Source organism: Enterobacter sp. DC4 (assembly GCF_000568095.1).
GTDB lineage: Bacteria > Pseudomonadota > Gammaproteobacteria > Enterobacterales > Enterobacteriaceae > Enterobacter > Enterobacter pseudoroggenkampii.
This window is the reverse complement of sequence record NZ_AZUB01000007.1, coordinates 18,113-40,937: the sequence shown is the minus strand read 5'-3', so window position 1 is coordinate 40,937 and position 22,825 is coordinate 18,113. Positions and strand designations below refer to the sequence as shown.

At 55.3% G+C, this 22,825-nt stretch carries 19 protein-coding genes and 1 tRNA gene; 14 read left to right on the top strand and 6 right to left on the bottom strand.

The window, feature by feature from the left end; all coding sequences use genetic code 11:
- Positions 1–43 precede the first annotated feature (43 nt).
- From fimI to sfmF, 5 genes are read left to right on the top strand one after another with little or no spacing between them, the layout of a single operon-like run.
- A complete protein-coding gene (gene fimI, locus P349_RS05785) occupies positions 44–589 on the top strand; it encodes a type 1 fimbrial protein subunit FimI (protein WP_024906881.1) in 546 nt (181 codons plus the stop codon).
- A gap of 34 nt (positions 590–623) precedes the next feature.
- Entirely contained in the window at positions 624–1,316 is a 693-nt protein-coding gene (gene fimC / locus P349_RS05790; protein ID WP_032646209.1) for a type 1 fimbria chaperone FimC, read from the top strand.
- A 14-nt stretch (positions 1,317–1,330) separates the two neighbouring features.
- The gene (locus tag P349_RS05795) at positions 1,331–3,892 is read left to right on the top strand and encodes a fimbrial biogenesis usher protein (RefSeq protein ID WP_032646210.1); all 2,562 of its coding nucleotides are present in this window, start codon (positions 1,331–1,333) and stop codon (positions 3,890–3,892) included.
- Positions 3,885–4,892 carry a type 1 fimbria D-mannose specific adhesin FimH gene (gene fimH, locus P349_RS05800; RefSeq protein ID WP_024906884.1) on the top strand — a complete coding sequence of 336 codons (1,008 nt, stop codon included), beginning with the start codon at positions 3,885–3,887 and terminating at the stop codon, positions 4,890–4,892. Before P349_RS05795 ends, fimH begins: the two co-directional genes overlap by 8 nt.
- Before the next feature lie 9 nt (positions 4,893–4,901).
- A complete protein-coding gene (gene sfmF / locus P349_RS26880) occupies positions 4,902–5,423 on the top strand; it encodes a fimbria assembly protein (RefSeq protein WP_032646212.1) in 522 nt (173 codons plus the stop codon).
- Positions 5,424–5,474: 51 nt separating this feature from the next.
- Here sfmF and fimZ read toward each other — a convergent pair whose 3' ends face one another.
- The 3 genes from fimZ to P349_RS05820 all read right to left on the bottom strand — a co-directional run bounded on the left by fimZ (position 5,475) and on the right by P349_RS05820 (position 8,359).
- Entirely contained in the window at positions 5,475–6,107 is a 633-nt protein-coding gene (fimZ, locus tag P349_RS05810) for a fimbria biosynthesis transcriptional regulator FimZ (RefSeq protein ID WP_024906886.1), read from the bottom strand.
- Between the two features lie 800 nt (positions 6,108–6,907).
- Complete coding sequence (locus tag P349_RS05815) at positions 6,908–7,636, bottom strand: helix-turn-helix transcriptional regulator (RefSeq protein ID WP_032646214.1); 729 nt, start codon at positions 7,634–7,636, stop codon at positions 6,908–6,910.
- A 24-nt stretch (positions 7,637–7,660) separates the two neighbouring features.
- The gene (locus P349_RS05820) at positions 7,661–8,359 is read right to left on the bottom strand and encodes an EAL domain-containing protein (RefSeq protein WP_032646215.1); all 699 of its coding nucleotides are present in this window, start codon (positions 8,357–8,359) and stop codon (positions 7,661–7,663) included.
- Between the two features lie 278 nt (positions 8,360–8,637).
- Here P349_RS05820 and P349_RS05825 point away from each other — a divergent pair.
- Positions 8,638–8,714, top strand: a tRNA-Arg gene (locus tag P349_RS05825).
- A 7-nt stretch (positions 8,715–8,721) separates the two neighbouring features.
- On the opposite strand, the gene P349_RS05830 is transcribed toward P349_RS05825, so the two are convergent.
- Positions 8,722–9,630, bottom strand: coding sequence for a LysR family transcriptional regulator (locus P349_RS05830; protein ID WP_032646216.1), 909 nt, complete (start codon positions 9,628–9,630; stop codon positions 8,722–8,724).
- Positions 9,631–9,730: 100 nt separating this feature from the next.
- On the opposite strand from P349_RS05830, the gene P349_RS05835 reads away from it, so the two are divergent.
- From P349_RS05835 to pheP, 7 genes are all read left to right on the top strand, one after another.
- Positions 9,731–10,729 (top strand): aldo/keto reductase, encoded by a 999-nt coding sequence (locus tag P349_RS05835; RefSeq protein WP_032646217.1) that lies wholly within the window; start codon positions 9,731–9,733, stop codon positions 10,727–10,729.
- 304 nt (positions 10,730–11,033) lie between these two features.
- Entirely contained in the window at positions 11,034–12,050 is a 1,017-nt protein-coding gene (locus tag P349_RS05840) for an iron ABC transporter substrate-binding protein (RefSeq protein ID WP_032646218.1), read from the top strand.
- 24 nt (positions 12,051–12,074) lie between these two features.
- Positions 12,075–13,649: an ABC transporter permease gene (locus P349_RS05845; RefSeq protein WP_024906892.1), complete on the top strand. Its 1,575-nt coding sequence runs from the start codon at positions 12,075–12,077 to the stop codon at positions 13,647–13,649.
- Between the two features lies 1 nt (position 13,650).
- The gene (locus tag P349_RS05850) at positions 13,651–14,682 is read left to right on the top strand and encodes an ABC transporter ATP-binding protein (RefSeq protein ID WP_032646219.1); all 1,032 of its coding nucleotides are present in this window, start codon (positions 13,651–13,653) and stop codon (positions 14,680–14,682) included.
- Positions 14,683–14,832: 150 nt separating this feature from the next.
- A complete protein-coding gene (gene yahO / locus P349_RS05855; protein ID WP_024906894.1) occupies positions 14,833–15,108 on the top strand; it encodes a DUF1471 family periplasmic protein YahO in 276 nt (91 codons plus the stop codon).
- A gap of 183 nt (positions 15,109–15,291) precedes the next feature.
- Positions 15,292–17,475, top strand: a complete 2,184-nt coding sequence (locus P349_RS05860) for a TonB-dependent receptor (RefSeq protein WP_032646220.1) — start codon at positions 15,292–15,294, stop codon at positions 17,473–17,475.
- 103 nt (positions 17,476–17,578) lie between these two features.
- Complete coding sequence (gene pheP, locus P349_RS05865; RefSeq protein WP_032646221.1) at positions 17,579–18,967, top strand: phenylalanine transporter; 1,389 nt, start codon at positions 17,579–17,581, stop codon at positions 18,965–18,967.
- An 86-nt stretch (positions 18,968–19,053) separates the two neighbouring features.
- Here the strand turns inward: pheP and P349_RS05870 are convergent, their stop codons facing one another.
- Positions 19,054–20,298 carry a mechanosensitive ion channel family protein gene (locus P349_RS05870; RefSeq protein ID WP_032646222.1) on the bottom strand — a complete coding sequence of 415 codons (1,245 nt, stop codon included), beginning with the start codon at positions 20,296–20,298 and terminating at the stop codon, positions 19,054–19,056.
- 65 nt (positions 20,299–20,363) lie between these two features.
- A complete protein-coding gene (locus tag P349_RS05875) occupies positions 20,364–21,800 on the bottom strand; it encodes an MFS transporter (protein ID WP_032646223.1) in 1,437 nt (478 codons plus the stop codon).
- A gap of 107 nt (positions 21,801–21,907) precedes the next feature.
- Here P349_RS05875 and P349_RS05880 point away from each other — a divergent pair, with 107 nt between their 5' ends.
- Positions 21,908–22,777: a helix-turn-helix transcriptional regulator gene (locus tag P349_RS05880; RefSeq protein WP_032646224.1), complete on the top strand. Its 870-nt coding sequence runs from the start codon at positions 21,908–21,910 to the stop codon at positions 22,775–22,777.
- The last annotated feature ends 48 nt before the right edge of the window (positions 22,778–22,825 follow it).

Here is a 22,825-nt window from a genome sequence, read left to right as displayed (position 1 = left end):
CTCAGGGACGAGGCCCGTCATACGCTATTGCCAGGAACGAAGGATGACAAGGACTGGAACACTACTGCTGTTAACCCTTGCGATGGCTTGCCCGGCATCGGCGCATACCGTGGTGATCGAAGGTGGCAAGGTTCATCTTCGGGGGGAACTGGTGAACGGCGGCTGCGCCGTGGCGCCCGATAGCCAGAATATGCGCATCGACATGGGGCAGTACCGAACCAATTCATTTTCCGGCGTGGGCAGTTTTTCCACGGTGAATGTACCTTTCACCGTGCGGCTGCTGGACTGCAGCGTGGATGTTTCGCGCACCGTGGGGATCCAGTTTCAGGGCGTCACACCCGCAGAGGATCCGCAGGTCTTTCTGGCGACATCGCGGCCGGGTGAAACACCTGTCAGCAGCGGCGTCGGGCTGGCGCTCTTTGACGAACAGCAGCGTCAGATTATCCCAAACGCCACGGCCGTCAGCTGGTTGCCGATCGAAACCCGCGAGCTCGCGTTCCATTTTAGCGCTCGCTATCGGGCTATTTCCGAACATCTCGAGCCAGGCAAAATTCAGTCGGATGTCTGGTTTACGTTGATTTATCCATAACACCTGCGAACACATTATTAAAGGTACGGTTGTGATGAATACCCTAATTAAACCAGGACTTTTTTTATCGTTTATTTTGATGATGGTTTCTGCCTGCGCAAATGCATCCGGCGGTATTGCGCTGGGGGCCACGCGTGTTATTTATCCCGCAGAGGCGAAGCAAACGTCGCTGGCGATCACCAACAGCAACAAACAGGAACGCTATTTAATTAACGCGTGGATCGAAAATGCGAACGGGCAAAAAGAAAAAACCTTTGCCGTCACGCCGCCCCTGTTTGTTAGCGAGCCGAACAGTGAAAACACGCTGCGTATTATTTACGCCGGTCCGGCGCTGCCTGCCGACCGCGAATCGCTGTTTTACATGAACGTGAAAGCGATCCCGTCAGTGAACAAAGCGAAAACGGAAAACAATAACGTGCTGCAGCTGGCGATCCTCTCGCGCATCAAGCTGTTTGTGCGCCCGAACAACCTGGCGATGCAGCCTGAAGAGGCGCTTTCCCAGCTGCGGTTTGAGCGCGCGGGCAGCCATCTCAAAGTTAGCAACGCGTCCCCGTATTACATCACCCTCGTCAATCTGAAGCTGGGCGGGCAGCAGCTGGATAACCTGATGGTTGCGCCGAAAAGCTCGGCTCAGCAGGTGCTGCCAGCCGGTGCCAGCGGTACGCTTTCCTGGCAGAGCGTGAATGACTACGGTGCCATCACCCCGGCGCGTAGCGTCAACCTGTGAGCAGAGTCAGGGCGATGAAAAACCACCAGAGACGTTACTGCCCGGTTGCGCTGGCGCTGATGGCTGCGCTCTGGCCGCAGGCTGGCTGGAGCGAAAGCTATTTCAACCCGGCCTTTTTGTCCGACGACACCGCCAGCGTGGCGGATTTGTCGCGTTTTGAACAAGGACATCAGCAGGCACCCGGCGTTTATCGCGTGGATATCTGGCGCAACGATGAGTTTATCGGTACCCAGGACGTGCGTTTTGAGCAGGCCGAGAACACGCCGCCGGTGGCGGGCGGTTTATCGGCCTGCATTACGCGCGCGATGCTTGACCGCTTTGGCGTCAACGTTGCGGCGTTTCCCGAGCTGGCTAAGGTGCAGGGCGAGACCTGCGTTCCGCTGGCTACGGCCATACCCGGCAGCGAAACGGTATTCAACTTTGCCTCACAGCGTCTGGACGTCAGCCTGCCGCAGGTGGCGTTGCAGAACAGCGCCCGGGGGTATATTCCGCCCGAACAGTGGGATGAAGGCATTCCCGCCGCGCTGGTGAACTACAGCTTCACCGGTAACCGGGGAAGCGAAGACGACAGCTATTATCTGAACCTGCAAAGCGGGTTGAACTATGGCGCCTGGCGTTTACGTAACAACGGTGCATGGCGGTACACGCAGAATAACGGGCAGCGGCACAGCGAGTGGCAGAATATTGGCACCTGGGCGCAGCGCACCGTTATCCCGCTGAAAAGTGAACTGGTACTGGGCGACAGCAATACCGGCAATGACGTTTTCGACAGCATGGGGTTCCGCGGCGGGCGGCTCTTCTCGTCTGACAGCATGTACCCGGACAGCATGCAGGGCTACGCGCCGACCGTGCGCGGGATCGCCCGTACGCCCGCCAAAGTGGTGGTTCGCCAGAATGGCTACGTTATCTATCAAAGCTATGTCCAGCCGGGCGCATTTGCCATTACCGATCTTAACCCGACCTCCTCAAGCGGTGACCTGGAGGTCACGGTCGAAGAGAAAGACGGCACCCAGCAGCGCTATACCGTGCCGTACTCCACCGTGCCGCTTCTGCAGCGTGAAGGGCGCTGGAAGTACGACCTCGTCGCGGGGGATTACCGCAGCGGTAACAGCGATCAGGACACGCCGTTCTTCACCCAGGGCACCCTGATTACCGGTCTTGCCAACGGTTACACGCTCTACGGCGGGACACAGCTGGCGTCACGCTATACCGCGGTGGCCGTCGGGGCCGGAAAAAACCTGGGTGACTGGGGCGCGGTCTCGCTCGATATCACCCACGCCCGCAGCCAGCTTGCGGACGACAGCAAGCATGAAGGGCAGTCTCTGCGCTTCCTCTATGCGAAATCCCTTAACGGCTTCGGCACCAACTTCCAGCTGCTGGGCTACCGCTACTCCACAAAAGGCTTTTACACCCTCGACGATGTCGCCTGGCGCTCAATGGAAGGCTATCAGTATGCCGATAGCCAGAACGATAACGATGTGCCAGACGTGCAGAGTTATCACAACCTGACGTGGAATAAAAAAGGCCGCTTCCAGCTCAACGTATCTCAGTCGCTGGGGGACTACGGCTCGGTCTATATCTCCGGTAGCGAGCAGACCTACTGGGGAACCGATGAGACGAACCTCTGGTACCAGTTGGGCTATGCGGGCGGCGTGAAGGGGATCAACTACTCCGTTTCGTGGTCGTGGAACAAATCTGTTGGGATAGACGGCACCGATCGGATCGCGTCATTTAACGTCTCCGTGCCGTTCAGCCTCTTTACCCGTCAGGGCTATCGCCGGGACAGCGCGATTGACCGCGCCTACGCTACGGCATCCGCCAGTCGAAACAGCGATGGCGACACAAGCTGGCAAACCGGCGTCAGCGGAACGCTGCTGGAGGACCGCAACCTGAACTACAGCGTGACCCAGGGACACACCAGCACCAACGGCGCAAGCGGAAGCGCCAGCGCCAACTGGCAGGCGACCTACGGCACATTGGGCGTGGGCTACAACTACAGCGACGATCAGCACGATCTCAACTGGCAGCTCTCCGGCGGGGTGGTCGGACACGCCGACGGCGTGACCTTCAGCCAGCCGCTGGGCGACACCAACGTGCTGATCAAAGCGCCGGGAGCATCAGGCGTCAGCATTGAAAACCAGACCGGGGTGAAAACCGACTGGCGAGGCTACGCGGTGATGCCGTATGCCACCGTCTATCGCTACAACCGCGTGGCGCTGGATACCAACACCATGAGCAACAACACCGATATCGAAAACAACGTGAGCAGCGTGGTGCCGACGAAAGGCGCGCTGGTGCGCGCCAGCTTTGATACCCGCATTGGCGTGCGCGCTTTGCTGACGGTGATGCGCGGTAACCAGCCCGTGCCGTTCGGCGCGGTGGTCCGTGAAACCCGAAGCGGTGTCACCAGCATGGTGGGGGATGACGGGCAAATTTACCTGAGTGGGCTGCCGCTGGAAGGCGAACTGCTGATCCAGTGGGGCGACGGGGCGCAGTCCCAGTGTCGCGCACCTTACAGCTTGTCTGAACAGAGCCTGCAACAGGCAATCACACTTAAGGGGATCAGCTGTGATTAAAACCCAAATCTTTGCCTTGTCGCTGCTGGCGTTACTGCCCGCGACAAACGCATTCGCTACCGTGTGCGTCAATGAGAAAGGCGTGCCGACGGAGGTGCATTACGACCTGACGGATAAATTCAATAGCTCGAATAACCAGATTGGACAGGTCGTAACGCTCAGCGAAAAATCGCAGTGGGTAGGGGTGAATGCCGTCTGCCCGAAGGGCACGACCGGGAACACCACCAAGCGCAGCTATGTGACGGATTATCCAATCACCGGGACCAGCGATGGCTACCAGTATCTGAAGCTGAACGACTATCTGGACGGGGCCATGAAAATCACGGACAGCTACGCTGGCGTGTTTTACCCGCCAAAAAGCTATATCCAGATGGGGAGTCATCCTAACGTCTCCAAAAACAAACCGTTTGGCGTTCAGGACTCCAGCCTTGTCTTCCGCCTTAAGGTGACCCGGCGTTTTATCAACATGGTGGTTATCCCGCGTGCCACCATGTTCCGGGTCTACGTCACCACTACCTCCTCCGATCCGCTAACCACGCCGGTCTATACCATTAGCTACAGCGGAACCATTCAGGTGCCGCAAAGCTGTGCCATTAATGCCGGTAACGTGGTGGAGTTTGATTTCGGTGACATTGGCGCCTCTTTGTTCAGCAAGGCGGGCGTGGGTAACAAGCCGGAGGGCGTCTCATCGCAAAGCAAAACCATTGCGATCAAATGCACCAACGTGGAGGCGAACGCCATGCTGACGATGCGCGTCGAGGCGGAAAAAGTCTCTGATAATGTGCTGGTGTCGGATAACCCGGACGTCGGGTTCATCATTGCCAACGAGAGCGGAGCGCCGCTCACGCCTAACAACCTGACAAGCAAAATTCCGTTCCGCCTTGACGACAGCGCGCAGGCGCAGGTGGGGATCCGGGTATGGCCGGTGAGCGTGACGGGCAATAAGCCAGCGGAAGGGCGTTTCACCTCGCGCGGGTATTTGCGCGTGGATTACGACTAAGGAGCCAATATGCGAAACGGGATCCGTTTTATCACCGTGGCGCTTTTTGCGCTTTGCACGCAGGCTCAGGCGGACACCGCGTTGGGCGAGATTAACATTCGGCTCTACGGCAATATCGTTGATTTTACCTGCGTTGCCGAGGGCAGCGACAGCGACAAGACCGTCACGCTGGGCACCTGGCCCACGAAACAGCTCAGCACCACCGGAAGCCGCACGCAGCCCATGCCGTTTACGCTGAAGCTGACCGGCTGCCCGCCGGGCGCGGCGTCCATTACGTTTTCGGGTAAAGCTGACGGGAGCAATAACGGTTTGCTGGCGCTCAATGACGCCAGTACAGCAAGTCATGTCGCGGTAGAGATCAGGGATGCGGATAAAACGCGTCTGGCTCTCCAGCAGGCCAGCCAGCCGGTGTCGGTTGATGCGCAGGGGAATGCGACATTGTCGTTTTATGCCAATTATATTGCCACCGCAGATAATCCTCAGCCCGGACGAGCCGATGCGGATGCCACCTTTATGATTAACTATAATTAGCACTGACCGCACTCCCTGCAGCTCAGATAAGCTGCAGGGAGTGAATTCAGGTTAAAGCAGTTCGTGCGCTTTGGCGTAATCAATTAATTCCACGATGCTTTGCACACCCAGCTTGGAATAAATATTGGATTTATGCGCGCTAATAGTTTTGTTGCTTAATAGTAGCTGTTCAGCAATTTCCTTATTGGATAATCCATTCGCCAGATACCGTAATACCGTGACCTCACGATTCGATAATGGCATATCTACTGCCATCCCTTTCCCTGACCCCAGGTGGTTTATAAAGTTCAGCGTTTCCGACGGGAAAAAGGAATAGCCCATCAGGATCATTTCTACGGCGTTGTAGATCTCACCCAAATCTTTCCGTTTGCTGACGAAGCCATTTGCCCCGGCGCGAATGGCGCGACCCGCGTAAAATAGCTCTGATTTAGACGAGAGGAACAGAACCTTAATCTCTTTGTTTAAGTTTCTGATTCTCTTAAGTAAAGCGAAAGCATCCGTGCCCGTGAGTTCAATGTCAAGGATCACCAGATCGATAGGGTGATTGCGGATACAGTCAAGGACTTCATGGCTATCGCCAGACTTGAGCTTGACTGCGATATTCTTATTTTTCTGTAGCAGGACTTCTATCGACATTCTGACGATAGGATGTTCGTCCATAATGATAACGGATGCCGGTTTCATTTTTAATGCCTCAGATTGTTAAAAGCGTTATGCAGAGTTTGGTAAAACTCTCGAAATGCCGGAAGGATATAATGTGCAGATCCCTATACCGTAGTATTTCCCTGGAAAGAGCGAAAGCATCCTTGTTTACGTAATGAAAAGAACTATGCCTCAGCGCGGTCATCTCATTAGGCTGGTGTTGGCAAAAAGGTTTTTCTTATTCAAATTTGGTACGCATCTTATTATACAGGGTAAGTTTTTTCCGAAAACCCTGTAAATTAATATCCGCGCATGGGTTTGTATTATCTTCTGGATCTGAATCACTATTTTTTTAAAATTAGCGGAAATATCCTATTATCTCATTTACCGCATATTTTCATCTTTATGTAATAACAAAAAATAACAGATATCTCTGTATGTTGATCAGTTGTTAACAAAAATAGACATCATTTCTGCGGGGGAACCCACGACGCTGAGGTTAAAAATTGCCCTCGCAGGCCGTCAGACCTTCATCCGAAAGTGCTTGCGTTGACCATGATAACGGCGCCAGCTCCGCAGGAGAACATGCTACCCGCTTCGCTTTTTACTCCTGGACGTTGTCGCTAAGCTGCTTGTTTTTACATCATTATCATCTTGTTAACGCTATCTGCATTCACTTAACGGATGGAGGAAAGTGCTGCCGTTCATTCAATTTATGGCATTTCACAAGGTTTACGCCCATAAATTAGGAATAGTTATAATTTCGATTTTATTGTTAAAAATTAACATTTATGTAACGCATTTGGTAAGTAAATTCCTAAACCGCTTTAGGAAATAAGGGGTTAGGACGTGAGTGTAAACGTGCAGTCTGAGAGGTTATTAAGAAGGTGAAGTAATTCCTGCCGATGACTCAGCCCCAGTTTCACCAGGATGCAGCTGAGACGATAGATAATGCGGCTATAGGGGCGATTCTGCATCAGGGCAATCTGACGCAGCGTCTTGCCCCGTGAGAGCTCCTGCAGGATGGGCCATTCATTGCGTGAGAACCAGTCTTTGTCGGACCCCTGCGGGGGGCGGGTATCCAGCAGGCTGTGCTGGAGCGCGGCGGCGTTCAGTTGACGTTCGAGCACATGAAAGGGACCTGCCGCTTTGCAGAAGAGGCGGGTGTCGTAATTATCGGCCCGGACTAACAGCCAGGGCGTCAGGAACGGAGGAAACAGGCTATGCCTTCTCAACTGATCCAGTTTCTCCAGCAGCCCCGTGGACCGGCTTTCTATATCCACGACCAGACGGGCGGAGGGCCACTGTGTCTGCGCGATAAGGGCGTCGTCCAGCGTGGCGTAGTCGCAGCAGCTGCTTAGAGGAAACTGCCCGTTGAGAAAGCCAGTGCGCAGGTAGTGATCCTCCGTCACCAGAAGGATAAAAGGGGCGTCTGTTTTGCGGGGCTGGCTGATGGACTGGCTCAAAAATTCGAGTCGGTCGAAAAAGGGGGGAGCAAAAGGTGAGCGCGTAAATCCCAGTGCATCACTTCCTGTACGCCGCCGCCGGTAACGGCGCACTGTCATTCGCATGGTCTCCCTCCTGGAAATGGCGTTTTAATCCTCCGGCCATGTCCAGGACGGCCAGTAATATCCCTGGCCGAGGTCTGCGCCTGCCTGCAGTGCCCAGGTACGATCGCGTTCAGTCTCAATACCTTCAATAAGCACTTTCCCGGCCAGCTGAAAGCAAAGGGAAACCAGTTGCCTCAGCGCAGGGGTGTCGCGTAAACGCCAGAATGCTTCCTTATCTATTTTGACGCCGCTTAACGGGAGTCGACAGGATAAAAACGACTGCACTAAGACGTCATCTACGTCATCCAGCCAGATAGCGTGTCCCTGTCTGCTAAGTTGCTGCAGATTCTGAACCACATGCTGCTTCTGTGCGACAGATAGCGCCAAAAAGGACGCGAGGTCGACAATCTCAATATTGAGCGGCACGCCAGGTAACTTGATAAGTCGCTGAAAAGACGCAGGCTCCGTCAGGACGGTTATCGGCAGATTAATAAAAAGGTTATGTCCGTGCGGCGTATTTTTTAGCGTGGCAAGCTGCGCTTCAAGCAGGGTTATCGACCACTCAGCGGACCGATCGCAAAAAAAGTCCTCGCTGTGACGCGTGTCAGACAGAACGCTAAGTACCTCCACGCCAACCTGGCGCAAGGAGGTGAGGGCGACGATAGGCTCAAGCTTAATGCCGACGATGTCCTGAGAAAGGTACTGTAACCGGGGGGGCGTATCGATCAGGTTTTGCGCTGTCACTCCATTGTCCTGTTGTCTGTCAGCCTCCAGGCGGCCGGGATACCTGACTCTAGTGTGACGAGCTGACGTTCAGGAAAACAGCAGGCGTTACTTAAATGCAACTAGGCCTTTTCGCAGCGCTAAATTTTACGGTGAAACAGGGAGAAATGTTGAGAAAATAGCCGTATTTACAACCGGCTAGCGGTAATTGCCCAGGAAAGCGGAAAAGGCATTGACTCACCTGCCATTGACCGTATAATTCTTCGCGTTTCACCACCGCGAAGCACACGCTTCTCAGTGCGCCCTTAGCTCAGTTGGATAGAGCAACGGCCTTCTAAGCCGTAGGTCGTAGGTTCGAATCCTACAGGGCGTGCCATTTCCTCTCAACGCACGTCTTTATTCATCGACATCACCCACGCTATGAAGGTTCTCAGTGGTGCTGGCAGATGTTTTCGGCTCGGGTAGTAAACACAAAAATTATCAGCGGGATAGGTATAATCAGGTAGCAAACGGACAAGTTTGTTTTCGCTAATTTTATCCTCAACCAAATTCTCATAAACAAACGCAATCCCTAACCCATATTCAGCAGCCTGGATCATTGCCGCGTCTGAATCGACAACCAGATCGCCATTAACAGATACCTCCATTTTTTCCCCTTGTGGATCCATAAACTCCCAGCGATACAGCTTTCCATCAGGAAAACAGCGATTTATACACCTGAAATTGACCAGATCTTTTGGTGAGTCAGGCGTGCCTGATTTCTTCAGAAAATCGGGGCTGGCAACGGGAATAAGAGCCATCTTGCCACCAAAAGGAATGGCAACCATATCTTTAGGAACATCTTGTGTATACCGTATTCCGGCATCGAAACCTGAGTCGATAATATTGATTTTTCTGTCAGTGGTGAACAACTCTAATGTAATACCCGGGTAATCATTTTTGAACGCAACGAAATGGCTTTGAAAAAAGAGATCAACCACGATCCGGGGTAAGTTAACTTTGATGACACCTTCTGGCGTTTCTTTGTGGTCATTGAGATTATCAATGACGCGTCTGTAGTCATTCAGGACGGGCGTCACGTCATCAAGAAACGCTTTACCGACGGCAGTCAAAGACAAGCTTCGGGTGGAGCGATTCAAAAGTCTAACCCCAAGTTTTTCTTCAAGATTATTTATGGCGACAGTTAACGTCGGCGCTGAAACATTTAATTCTTTTGCGGCCTGACGAAAACTCCCGTGTTTTACAATAAGAAGTAATATTTCTATATGTTGTAACTCTGGTGCATTTTTCATTGTTAATTCTCATAAAATACTGCATTAAAAATATACTAATTGTTATGCGTTAAGAATGAAAGTATATATTTCCTGTCATTTATCAAAACAGGAATATAAGATGAAATCACGTTATCTGGGAAAAGATAAATTCCAGGTGTCAGCACTGGGGTTGGGTTGTATGGGGATGAGTTTTGCCTATGGTGGTGCCGAAGAATCGGAGGCGATCAATACCATTCACGCTGCGGTCGATTTGGGCGTTACCTTCCTTGATTCAGCGGAAGTCTATGGCCCCTATGATAATGAAGTCCTGGTCGGGAAAGCGATTAAAGGCATTCGCGACAAGGTACAGATTGCGACTAAATTTGGTTTTCGCATCCTTCCCTCCGGACGCGGGCTTGAACGTATGGCTGGTGTTGACAGCCGCCCTGAACATATTCGTGAAGCGGTAGAAGGTTCACTTAAACGTCTCAATATCGAGACTATCGATCTGCTTTATCAGCACCGCGTCGACCCGTCTGTACCTGTTGAAGACGTTGTGGGAACAATGGCTGATTTTATCAAGGAAGGGAAAGTTCGCCATATCGGGCTTTCAGAAGTCTCAGCCGACACGTTGCGCCGGGCCTGCAAAGTTTATCCGATTACCGCCGTGCAAACGGAATATTCGCTTTGGACTCGCGAGCCGGAGGAAAGCATTCTTAACGCTTGCCGCGAGCTGGGCGTTGGGTTTGTGCCCTATAGTCCGCTGGGTCGCGGATTTTTAACCGGGAAAATCACCGACAGCTCCGGCTTTGGCGAGGATGATTTCCGACGGAACCTGCCTCGCTTCCAGAAAGCAGCGATGCAGAAAAACCAACAGCTGCTCGGCCAGCTACAGGATGTCGCGGATAAATACCGCTGTTCCCTCGCACAGCTGGCCCTCGCATGGGTGATGAGTAAAGGAGATGACATTGTTCCTATTCCGGGGGCTCGAAAAATAGCGCATTTGCAGGATAATGCGGGGGCGGTCAGCCTGAATCTTTCCGATTCTGATATTAAGTTCGTTGACCATGTCTTTACGCCTGACAATATTCAGGGGCAAAGATATAACCAGGGTGATTTTAATTTAATCGATAAATAACACACCGCATAACATTCTCCCGCTTCTCTGGCGGGAGAGTTGTTCATCTGTGCATTAAATATCGCAATAATAAATAGAAGGCTAATGAATTCTTTTTCCGTTCAGTCTTAAGGTTTTCTTAATTTTGAATTGAACTGTCTTTCCCATCTGGATTTTTATCATTTCAAACCACGCAATAATGAAATTTTACACTTTTACGCGTAAACTGGATTGATACTAATTATCATTAGCGTTGTTGTATGCTTTAATCCTGTCCCACAAAGCTATGAGTGGTTACTCCCGTTGGTCAATTAAGGATATGTTCATGAATTCTCGCCTGCTGTCCTGCTTCTCGCTTGCCTTGTTGTCGTCATCCCTTTTCCTTTCCACACAATCAGTTGCCGCAGATAACAACGAAGGTATCGTTGTGTATAACGCGCAGCATGAAAACCTGGTGAAGTCGTGGGTTGACGGTTTTACCAAAGAAACCGGCATTAAAGTGACTTTGCGCAATGGTGATGACAGCGAGCTGGGTAACCAGCTGGTTCAGGAAGGCAGCGCATCGCCGGCCGACGTATTCCTGACGGAAAACTCACCGTCCATGGTGCTGGTGGATAACGCTAACCTGTTTGCGCCGCTGGATGCAGACACCCTGAAGCAGGTACCGGCAGAGTATCGTCCGGCGCACGGTCGCTGGATCGGCATTGCCGCCCGCAGCACGGTATTCGTCTATAACCCTGCGAAACTGAGCGAGCAGCAGCTGCCTAAGTCGCTGATGGATCTGGCGAAACCCGAGTGGAAAGGCCGCTGGGCGGCATCACCGTCAGGCGCGGATTTCCAGGCCATCGTGAGCGCGATGCTGGCTCTGAAAGGCGAAAAGGCCACTCTGGAATGGCTTAAGGCGATGAAAGCTAACTTCGTTGCCTATAAAGGCAACAGCACGGTGATGAAAGCCGTCAATGCCGGCCAGATTGATGGCGGCGTGATTTATCACTACTACCGCTTTGTCGATCAGTCCAAAACCGGTGAAAACAGCAAAAACACTCAGCTCTACTACTTCAAACACCAGGATCCGGGCGCGTTTGTGAGCCTCTCTGGCGGTGGCGTACTGGCGTCCAGCAAGCACAAAGCCCAGGCGCAGGCCTTCATCAAATACATTACCGGCAAAGAAGGTCAGGAGAGTCTGCGTACCAACAACGCCTTTGAATACGCTGTGGGCGTAAACGCGGCCTCAAACCCGAAACTGGTCCCGCTGAAAGATCTTGATGCACCGAAAGTTGAACCTTCAACGCTCAACAGTAAAAGAGTTATCGAGCTGATGACGCAAGCCGGTCTGCTGTGATCCTGAGAGTGAAGTGAACGTCTTATGTCTGGTCTGAGTCTCGACATCGGAAAAAACAGAGTGCAGGAGCCTGCCCGCAGGCGTCCTGCACTGCCGATGGTTGCGTTAGCTGTGTTGTTTTCATTAATGGCGCTTCTGCCTTTGGGTTTTATCATTGCCATTGGCATTGAGACCGGCTGGGAAACCATTAAGGCGCTGGTATTTCGCCCGCGTGTTGCTGAGCTACTCAGCAACACGCTGTGGCTGACGGCTTTAGCGGTTCCGCTGTGTATCGTGACGGGCGTGGCGATAGCCTGGCTCACCGAGCGCACACAGCTTGCCGGGCGAGGGATCTGGTCTGCACTGGCGGTCGCCCCGCTGGCGATCCCCGCGTTCGTGCAAAGCTATGCCTGGGTGAGCGTTGTCCCGTCCATGCATGGGCTCTCCGCGGGCGTGTTCCTCTCCGTTCTGGCCTACTATCCGTTTATCTATATGCCGGTTGCGGCGGTGCTGCGTCGTCTTGACCCGACGCTTGAAGATGTCGCCGCATCGCTCGGCACGCCGCCCTGGCGGGTCTTTTTCCGCGTGGTGCTGCCGCAGCTCAAGCTGGCTATCTGCGGCGGCGCGCTGCTGGTGGCATTGCATCTGCTGGCGGAATATGGCCTGTACGTGATGATCCGCTTTGATACCTTCACCACGGCAATCTATGACCAGTTCCAGTCTACCTTCAGCGGCCCGGCGGCGAACATGCTGGCGGGCGTGCTGGCCTTGTGCTGTCTGGCTATTCTGGTGCTGGAAGGCGTAACGCGCGGAAAAGCACGCTACGCGCGCATTGGCGCCGGGGCCGCGCGCGAGCAAAAACGCTGGCCGCTGAAGCCTGCGGCTGCCGCGCTGGGCCAGCTGTTTTTCATCGTGCTGATCGTGCTGGCGCTGGGCGTGCCGTTGATTGTCCTGTGTCGCTGGATTTGGCTCGGCGGCGTGCAAAACTGGATGAGTCCCGATCTCTGGCACTCCCTGCGCCAGACGCTGATGCTCGGCGTGGGCGGTGCGCTCCTGACGACGGCGTGCGTGATCCCCATCGCGTGGCTCGGTATCCGCTATCCGCACCGTATCTTCCGGATGCTGGAAGGGTGCATCTATATCACCAGTTCACTGCCGGGCATTGTCACGGCGCTGGCGCTGGTCACCGTCACCATTCATTACGCCCGCCCCATTTATCAGACGGAAATTACCCTGTTCCTGGCCTACCTGCTGATGTTTATGCCCCGAGCGCTCATCAACCTTCGGGCGGGGATTGCGCAGGCGCCGGTCGAGCTGGAAAACGTGGCGCGCAGCCTGGGCAGCACGCCCGCGAAGGCGCTCTGGAGTGTCACGATGCGGCTGGCCGCGCCCGGTGCTGCGGCGGGTGCCGCGCTGGTTTTCCTCGGCGTCAGCAACGAGTTGACCGCCACGCTGTTGCTCTCTCCGCTGGGCACGCGCACGCTCTCCACCGGATTCTGGGCGCTGACCAGTGAAATTGACTATGTTGCCGCCGCGCCTTACGCGATGCTGATGATCCTGATTTCACTCCCGCTGACCGCCATTCTCTATATGCAGTCGAAAAAAATTGCAGGGCTATGACATGCTTGAATTAACCGCCATTTCTAAATCGTTTTCTGATGTGCAGGTGCTCGACAGCTTAAACCTGAGCGTTGCGCCGGGGAGCAGGACGGCGATTGTCGGTCCGTCCGGGTCGGGGAAAACCACGCTGCTGCGTATTCTTGCCGGTTTCGAAACGCCTGACACCGGGCGTATTGTCATGCAGGGGAGAACGCTGTTTGATGAAAACCGTTTTGTCCCTGCCCACCAGCGCGGGATCGGTTTTGTACCTCAGGAGGGGGCGCTGTTCCCGCACCTCAATGTGGCAGACAACATTGCCTGGGGGCTGGATGGCACCCGCCACGAGAAACGCCAGCGCGTTGAGGCGCTGATGGAGATGGTGTCTCTGGACAGGCAACTGGCAACGCACTGGCCTCACGAGATTTCCGGCGGACAGCAGCAGCGCGTGGCGCTTGCCCGTGCGCTGGCCCAGCGTCCTTCACTGATGCTGCTGGATGAACCGTTCTCGGCGCTGGATACCGGCCTGCGCGCCATGACGCGTAAGGCAACGGCCGATCTGCTGGCCGAAGCGGGCGTGGCCTCGATTCTGGTCACCCACGATCAGAACGAAGCGTTGTCCTTTGCCACGCAGGTTGCCGTGATGCGCTCCGGACGCTTCACACAGGTCGGTACGCCTTATGAGGTTTACACCCGTCCCGTTGACGAAGAGACGGCGCTGTTTCTTGGCGACGCCGTGATCCTGCCAGCTCAGCTGGCTGCCGGGTATGCCGTGTGCGCGCTGGGTGAAGTGCCGACGGACAACGCGCATGCGACAGGACAGGGCAGGGTGATGATGCGCCCTGAACAATTACGCGTGACGGCATGTGCCTCACATGAAAGCCCGATCTCGATTCTTGATGTGGATTTCACCGGACAGCTATCGACGCTCACCCTCGGATTAGCCGGGCAGCAACAGCCCGTGATTCTGAAGACCGTCAGCCAGCCAGGATGGAACCCGGGCACGGCGGTACGCATTGATATTGCTGGCACCGCGCGGGTATTCGAATATTCTTAATATTCGTTAGTAATTTCATGCAACGGGTTGTTATAAAAGAATTTTCCCGACCGTATGGCATTTCCTGAGATTCTCTACCATGCTCATAAAACCTCACCACAATGCGTGAGGTTTTTCGTAGTTGCTGATTAATCTCAAGGAAAAAAGGTTATGAAAAAGACGACTGCTATTTTGTTGGGAACGGCGTTACTGTTTACGACCAATGCTTTTGCTGCTCAGTTGCTGACAAAAAATGAGTTCAAGAAAGTTGCGTCTCAGTATCAAAAAATCGGTACGGTAAGTACCTCGAATGAGGTATCGGTTGATGATGCAAAAAAAGAACTGATTGAGAAAGCCGATAAGAAAGGCGCAGATGTCCTGGTGCTCACGTCAGGGAACACCAACAATAAAATTCACGGTACGGCCAATATCTACAAGAAAAAATAACGTCATTGCAGCCACCCCCGCACGGGGTGGTTGTTCCCCTCATTTCTCGCCAAACCTCCTCATGAACGCGGTTACACTTGCTAATGCATGTATAATGCGTATAGTTCTCATTTGCATTTCAATAAACACATTCTAAAGCCCGACAACGGGTCATTTTTGCGCGCACGTTTAAATGAGTTAACGATGAACAACACCAAAATAAACAACACGCTGTTGGCGCTCGCCGTTGGCGCGGTGACGCATTCCGCCTTCGCGGCGGACGATCAAAAAGAGGAAACCCTCGTTGTCCAGGCTGCGCCAGCCAGCGATTTCAAACCCGGTGGCGACCAGTTGGTACCGGCCTTCCTTGACGGGCAGATGGCGAATGGCGGGCGCATGGGGATGCTGGGCCAGCAGAACGCCATGGACGTGCCGTTCAACATCATCAGCTACACCTCGAAGCTGGTGGAAGATCAGCAGGCGAAAACCATTGCCGATGTCGTCGCGAACGACGCGGGCGTGCAGTTCGTCCAGGGATTCGGCAACAGCGCGGAAACCTACCGTATTCGTGGCCTGAAGTTCGACGGTGACGACATGACCTTTGGCGGGCTGTCCGGCGTGCTGCCGCGCCAGGTGGTGGATACCCAGATGGTTGAGCGCATTGAGATCTTCAAAGGGGCAAACGCCCTGATGAACGGCGCGGCGAGCTCCGGCGTGGGCGGGATGATCAACCTTGAGCCAAAACACGCGGGCGAACTCCCGCAGGCGAAAGTGGGCGTGGACTACACCTCAGATTCTCAGATTGGCACCACGCTGGATGCGGGTCGTCGCTACGGCGACAACGACCAGTTTGGCGCGCGGGTGAACCTGGTCCATCGCGAAGGGGAAACCGGCATACCGAACGATCGCCGCCGCACCACGCTGCTCTCTACCGGCCTGGATTACAGCGGTGACCGCTTCCGCACCTCGCTTGATCTGGGCTATCAAAAGAAAACCTTCCACGGTAGCCCAACCAGCGTCAACATTTCGGCGGTGGATTTCGTGCCCGAGCCGCCGAAAAACGATCGCAACTTCTCGCAGAAGTGGGCCTACAGCAACATCGAAAACGAGTTCGGGGTGTGGCGCAGCGAGTACGACATCACCGACGGCTGGACCGCCTATACCGGCCTGGGCGCGCAGCATGCGCATGAGGAAGGGATCTACAGCGCGCCGAAGCTGGTGGACAAAAGCGGCAAGGCAACGGTCAGCCGCCTTGATACCAACCGCATCAGCGACTCCGTCAGCGGTATGGCGGGCATTCGCGGTAATTTCAATACCGGTTTCGTCTCGCACAAGGTCAACGTCGGCTATTCGGCGATGACCAAAAGCGAAAAAATCGCGTGGAAAATGTCGGCGACGAAGGATAACCCGACGACCAACATCTACCACAATACCGGCGTGGATATGCCGGACAGCAGCAACCTCAACGGCTCAGGCGGGAAATACAGCGATCCGCTGACCAGCGGACGCACCCGTACCCAAGGCTGGCTGTTGAGCGATACCCTAGGTGTGCTGGACGACAAACTGCTGTTCACCGCCGGCGCGCGCCACCAGAAGGTGGTCATTCGCGGGTATAACAAAATTACCGGTGCGGAAAACGCGGCAGACGGCTTCGACGGCAGCCGCTGGATGCCAACCTACGGCGTGGTCTACAAGCCGTGGAAGGAAATTTCCCTCTACGCCAACCACACCGAAGCGCTGCAGCCGGGCAAAACCGCGCCTAATACCGCCACCAACTACGGCCAGAGCACCGGTATCGTGCACTCTAAGCAGAACGAAGTGGGCGTGAAGGCGGACTTTGGCCGCGTGGGCGGATCGCTTGCGCTGTTCGAAATTAAAATGCCGTCGGCGATCCTCGACGACAGCGGCCACTACGGCCTTGACGCCGAGCAGCGTAACCGTGGCGTGGAGCTGAACGTCTTTGGCGAGCCCCTGCTGGGGATGCGCCTCAACGCCAGCGCCACCTGGCTGCAGGCCGAGCTGACCAAAACCAAAAATGGCGTCAATCAGGGGAACGATGCGATCGGTATTCCGAACTTTTACGCCGTGCTGGGCGCAGAGTACGACATCAAGCCGATTGACGGCCTGACCGCCACCGCCCGCGTGAACCACTCCGGCGCGCAGTACGCTGACCTGGCAAACACCAAAAAGCTTGACAGCTACACCACGCTGGATCTGGGTATGCGCTATCGCTTCGCGGTGAACCACAATGCAAACCCGATGACGGTGCGCGCAGGCATCGACAACGTAACCAATGAAAACTACTGGGCCAGCGTGGACGATTCCGGTACTTACATCACGCAGGGTGAACCGCGTACCTTTAAGATCTCGGTTGGCTACGAATTCTAAGCGTTCCATCTCGTTATCCGGGGCAGGGATGCCCCAATCCCTTGCTACCTCCAGCATGAAGTGTTAAAACGTGCCCCTTCTAAAAAAGAGACAGGGGTAGGACGTGAAAGACGCGTCATCCGCTTCAGGCCATGGTAGCGCCGAAGCCTCGTCGGATCAGAATCCGACGCTGCAACGTGGTTTGCAAAATCGACATATTCAGTTAATTGCCCTTGGCGGCGCGATCGGTACCGGGCTGTTTCTCGGCATCGGCCCCGCTATTCAGATGGCGGGCCCGGCGGTGCTGCTGGGTTACGGTATCGCCGGGATTATCGCCTTCCTGATCATGCGCCAGCTTGGCGAGATGGTCGTTGAAGAGCCGGTTTCAGGCTCCTTCGCGCACTTTGCTTATAAATACTGGGGCCCGTTTGCAGGCTTCCTGTCCGGCTGGAACTACTGGGTCATGTTCGTGCTGGTGGGGATGGCGGAGCTGACCGCCGCAGGCATTTACATGCAGTACTGGCTGCCGGATGTCCCGACGTGGATCTGGGCGGCGGCCTTCTTCATCATTATCAACGCCGTTAACCTTGTTAACGTCCGCCTGTATGGCGAAACCGAGTTCTGGTTTGCGCTGATCAAGGTGCTGGCGATTATCGGCATGATCGGCTTTGGCCTGTGGCTGCTGTTCTCAGGCCACGGCGGCGAGCGCGCCACGATCGATAACCTCTGGCAGCACGGCGGCTTCCTGGCGACCGGCTGGAAAGGGCTGATCCTCTCGCTGGCAGTGATCATGTTCTCCTTCGGCGGATTAGAGTTGATTGGCATCACCGCCGCGGAAGCGCACGACCCGCATAAAAGCATTCCAAAAGCGGTTAACCAGGTGGTATACCGTATTCTGCTGTTCTACATCGGCTCGCTGGTGGTGCTGCTGGCGCTCTATCCGTGGGTGGAGGTGAAATCCGACAGCAGCCCGTTCGTGATGATTTTCCACGATCTGAACAGCAACGTGGTCGCCTCGGCGCTGAACTTTGTCATTCTGGTGGCGTCTCTGTCGGTCTATAACAGCGGCGTTTACTCCAACAGCCGTATGCTGTTTGGCCTCTCCGTGCAGGGCAACGCGCCGAAGTTCCTTACCCGCGTCAGCCGTCGCGGCGTGCCGGTGAATTCCTTATTCCTTTCCGGTGCCATTACGTCGCTGGTAGTGCTAATCAACTACCTGCTGCCGAAAGAGGCCTTTGGCCTGCTGATGGCGCTGGTTGTCGCCACGCTGCTGCTGAACTGGATCATGATCTGCCTGGCGCACCTGCGATTCCGCGCCGCGATGCGCCGCAAGGGACGCGAAACGCAGTTCAAAGCGCTGCTTTACCCGGCGGGGAACTACATCTGTATCGCTTTCCTGGGGCTAATTCTGGTGTTGATGTGCACCATGGATGAGATGCGCCTTTCGGCGATGCTGCTGCCGGTGTGGGTGGTGTTCCTGTTTATTGCTTTTAAGCTCTCGCGCAAAAAGTAGCTCGGTTTTCTCCCTCTCCCTGTGGGAGAGGGCCGGGGTGAGGGCACCAGACCGCACTTACTTTGACGCCCGGTTGCCCACACAGATTACCTGGCGATGACACCCGACAGGGCGCGAATATCGTTCCCGGTCGGGGACTGGTGAATACGCAACCCAAATTCATCCACCACCGCGAAAATATGGTCGAAGATGTCAGCCTGAATCTCCTCATATTCTGCCCAGACCACCGTATTGGTGAAGGCATATATTTCAATCGGCAAACCATTCGCGTCAGGTGCCAACTGACGCACCATCAGCGTCATATCTTTGCGAATGCGCGGGTGGTTGCGCAGATATTCGTTCAGGTAGGCGCGGAAGGTGCCGATATTGGTCATCTTGCGCAGGTTTAATACCGATGCCCCTTCACCGTTCTGCTGATTCCACAGGTTAATTTCCTCATGACGTGCGGCCAGATAAGGCTTCAGCAGTTTCGCCTGAATGAGTTTCTGCTGCTCCTGCTCGTCGAGGAAATGAATACTGGTGGTATCAATATTCAGACTGCGCTTAATACGTCGCCCGCCGGAGGCCGACATGCCGCTCCAGTTGATAAAGGCGTCGGAGACCAGGGCCCACGTCGGAATGGTCGTAATCGTATTATCGAAATTGCGTACTTTCACGGTGGTCAGGCCGATATCCGTCACCGTGCCGTTGGCGCCGTATTTCGGCATCTCCAGCCAGTCGCCGAGCTTGAGCATGTCGTTGGCGGAAAGCTGAATACCCGCCACAAGTCCGAGTATCGGATCTTTAAACACCAGCATCAGCACGGCGGCCATGGCGCCCAGACCGCTTATCAGAATCGCCGGGGACTGGCCGATGAGCAGGGAGATAATCAATATCCCCACCAGGATGGCGCTCACCAGCTTGATGCCCTGGAAGATCCCTTTCAGCGGCAGCTGTGACGCGGTGGACATTTTCTGCGACAGATTGAAAATAACGTCCAGCAGCGAGAAGAAGGAGAGCAGGGCATATACCATTACCCACAGCCTGGCGCAGGTAGTGAGAATTTCCGCTGCTTCGCTGCCTTTTTGCAGCCACAGTACCGCCTGGACATTGACAATTATCCCCTGCAGGGTAAAGGCCAGACGGTGAAATAATTTATTCTGGGTGATGATCTGCAGCCATAAATGACTGCTGGCCTGCGCGCGTTTTTCGAATGCGCGAAGCACACCTTTGTGCAGAATAAAATGAACGATGATGGCGGTAAGAAAAATAATACCAAAGATAATCACTAAAGAGGTGGTGTGATTAATTTCAATGCCTAACTCTTCAACCTGAGCAATCAATTCCTGCATAACGTCTCCTGTATTTTTGCAGCCCCATAATGGCGGCTGCGGATCTATTATGCAAATTCACGAACTTATTTGACGGCCTGGCAGACCTTTACCACCGGCAGGCACAGGCTATGGCGGATGCGCAGCGTCGCCAGAGCCAGCACCACCATCATGGCCGTTTCCACCATCAGGAAGACGTTAACCGCCTGGGTGTAATCCCCGTGATGGTTTTGCAGCGCGTGCAGCAAAATTGCGCCAAAAATGGCCGGGCCAAGCCCCAGCGCGGCCTGCTGCAGCGTGCTTAAAATAGCGCTCGCGGCCCCCGCGTCGTCAGGCTGAATGTCGCGCATCCCGATGCGGTAGAAGCTGTTCACGATCAGCGCCTGCCCGTAGCCCACCAGTCCGGTGGCGGGTGCCAGCGTCAGGGCGGTATTCTCCATGCCCCAAACGCGGAACGTGGCGATCAGCGCCAGCAGGCCGGTAATCTGGATCGCCAGACCCGTCAGCAGGATGGTGCTGGTGCTGTAGCGGGCAATCAGCCGCGGCGCGAACCACGCCGAAACAAAGTAGGTCACGCCAAGGGCGATAAAACTGTTCCCGGACTGCCACGGCGCCATCCCCAGACCCGTTTGCATGGTCAGTGCCATACAGAACATAAATCCGGACCAGACGCTGAAAAAGAGCATCGCAATCAGAATGCCAAAGCGAACGCTGCGAAGCGCAAGCAGGCGCGGCGGGATCAGCGGGTGGGCATTCTCACGCTCTTTTTTGCGCGCATTCAGCGCCATCAGCCAGGCCAGCGGAACAAGGGTGAGCAGCATCGCCTTCAGCGGCCAGGACCAGTGCCACTGCGGGCCGAGCGCCATCGGGAACAGCAGGCAGCAAAGCATGATGGCCAGCAACACGGTACCCGGCCAGTCGATGCGTGACGGCGTCTCGCGACGGGTTTCCGGTACGAAGCGGCGGCTCAGCGCCAGCACCACCAGACAGATCGGCACGTTGATAAAGAAGGCGTTACGCCAGCCCAGCCCGGCGATATCCGCCGACACCAGCCAGCCCCCGCCCATCTGCCCGACGATAAACGCAATCCCGCCGATGCCGCCGAACAGGCTGATGGCTTTTGCATGCGCCGTACCTTTCAGCGTCACGTGCAGCGTGGCAAGAATTTGCGGCATGATCAGTGCGGCACCCGCGCCCTGAACGATGCGCGCGGCGAGCAGCTGTTCAATGTTCCCCGCCATTCCGCACAGCAGCGAGGCCAGACCAAAGCTCGCCACACCCCACATAAACAGACGGCGACGGCCAAAATTATCCCCCAGCTTGCTGCCGAGCGCGAGGCAGACGGCAAAGGCCACGCCGTAGAGCGCGACGATCAGCTCCAGCTCGGTGGCGGTAGCGTGCAGTGAATGGGTAATGGCGTCCAGCGCCACGTTGGTGATTGAGGTATCAATCATCGGCAGCATCTGGCCGGTTAACAGCAATATCAGGCCAGCGCGACCCGGTGAAACAACTGACGTATTCATGGTAACTCCATTGCGTCATTCAACAGATGGTCGTAGCATCTACCATCAGATAAACGGGTACCAGTTCTTGCTTATACTGGTACTGGCACTACCATGCAGGGGGATTTATGGCGCTGATGTCTGAACCCGTCGTCTCACTTCAGGATGACACCCGAAAACAGCTGGGGGCATTTTTACGCGCACGGCGTGAAAGCCTCGATCCGCAGCGCTTAGGCCTGCCGCGCAGCGGTCGCCGCCGCACGCCCGGTCTGCGTCGGGAAGAGGTAGCGATGCTCGCTGACGTGGGCGTAACCTGGTACACCTGGCTTGAGCAGGGCAGGGACGTCAATCCGTCCAGCGCGGTGATGGCGGCCGTGGCAAAAGCGCTGCAATGTACCCCGACCGAGGCCCGGCATCTGTTTGTATTAGCGGGTTTGCCGCCGGGTGAAGCACCCCAGGCGGTCTGCTGCGAGGGCATCAGCGAAGGCACACGCCGCCTGCTCGACACCCTGCTGCCAAAACCTGCCAGCATCCAGAAGCCCAATTTCGACATCGTGGCGTGGAACGACAGCTTCGGCCACCTGATGGGGGTGGATTTCAATGAAATCCCGCCGGAAGATCGCAACTGTATTTACCTGTTCCTCACCCATCCGGCGTGGCGCGCGCGCCTCGGCAGACGCGACGACGTGCTGCCCATCTTTGTCTCCTATTTCCGCGCGGCGATGGCCGAGCACCGGGGTGACCCATTGTGGGAGGCCAAACTGGCGCGCTTCTTTGCGGTGTCCGAAGAGTTTAAAACACTGTGGCACCAGCGTAACGACGTGCGCGGCGTGGAGAACCAGCTCAAGCTGTTTACCCATCCCGAGCTGGGGGAGTTTACGCTGCAGCAGATGTACTGGTATTCCGCGCCGCGAAACGGGTCGCGTCTGCTGGTGTATCTGCCGGTAGATGAGGCGGGAGAGCGGGCGATGGGGTGGCTGGCGGCGCAGGGGAAATAGTTTTTTGCGAGGGGCTTTCAGGGAATAAGCACGGTTTCGGTTTAGCCT

Bases quoted from the DNA above. Each gene is read 5' to 3' on its own strand.
- fimI (WP_024906881.1), top strand. From the start codon at position 44: ATGACAAGGACTGGAACACTACTGCTGTTAACCCTTGCGATGGCTTGC.
- fimC (WP_032646209.1), top strand. From the start codon at position 624: ATGAATACCCTAATTAAACCAGGACTTTTTTTATCGTTTATTTTGATG.
- P349_RS05795 (WP_032646210.1), top strand. From the start codon at position 1,331: ATGAAAAACCACCAGAGACGTTACTGCCCGGTTGCGCTGGCGCTGATG.
- sfmF (WP_032646212.1), top strand. From the start codon at position 4,902: ATGCGAAACGGGATCCGTTTTATCACCGTGGCGCTTTTTGCGCTTTGC.
- fimZ (WP_024906886.1), bottom strand. From the start codon at position 6,107: ATGAAACCGGCATCCGTTATCATTATGGACGAACATCCTATCGTCAGA.
- P349_RS05815 (WP_032646214.1), bottom strand. From the start codon at position 7,636: ATGCGAATGACAGTGCGCCGTTACCGGCGGCGGCGTACAGGAAGTGAT.
- P349_RS05830 (WP_032646216.1), bottom strand. From the start codon at position 9,630: ATGAAAAATGCACCAGAGTTACAACATATAGAAATATTACTTCTTATT.
- P349_RS05835 (WP_032646217.1), top strand. From the start codon at position 9,731: ATGAAATCACGTTATCTGGGAAAAGATAAATTCCAGGTGTCAGCACTG.
- P349_RS05840 (WP_032646218.1), top strand. From the start codon at position 11,034: ATGAATTCTCGCCTGCTGTCCTGCTTCTCGCTTGCCTTGTTGTCGTCA.
- P349_RS05845 (WP_024906892.1), top strand. From the start codon at position 12,075: ATGTCTGGTCTGAGTCTCGACATCGGAAAAAACAGAGTGCAGGAGCCT.
- P349_RS05850 (WP_032646219.1), top strand. From the start codon at position 13,651: ATGCTTGAATTAACCGCCATTTCTAAATCGTTTTCTGATGTGCAGGTG.
- yahO (WP_024906894.1), top strand. From the start codon at position 14,833: ATGAAAAAGACGACTGCTATTTTGTTGGGAACGGCGTTACTGTTTACG.
- P349_RS05860 (WP_032646220.1), top strand. From the start codon at position 15,292: ATGAACAACACCAAAATAAACAACACGCTGTTGGCGCTCGCCGTTGGC.
- P349_RS05870 (WP_032646222.1), bottom strand. From the start codon at position 20,298: ATGCAGGAATTGATTGCTCAGGTTGAAGAGTTAGGCATTGAAATTAAT.
- P349_RS05875 (WP_032646223.1), bottom strand. From the start codon at position 21,800: ATGAATACGTCAGTTGTTTCACCGGGTCGCGCTGGCCTGATATTGCTG.
- P349_RS05880 (WP_032646224.1), top strand. From the start codon at position 21,908: ATGGCGCTGATGTCTGAACCCGTCGTCTCACTTCAGGATGACACCCGA.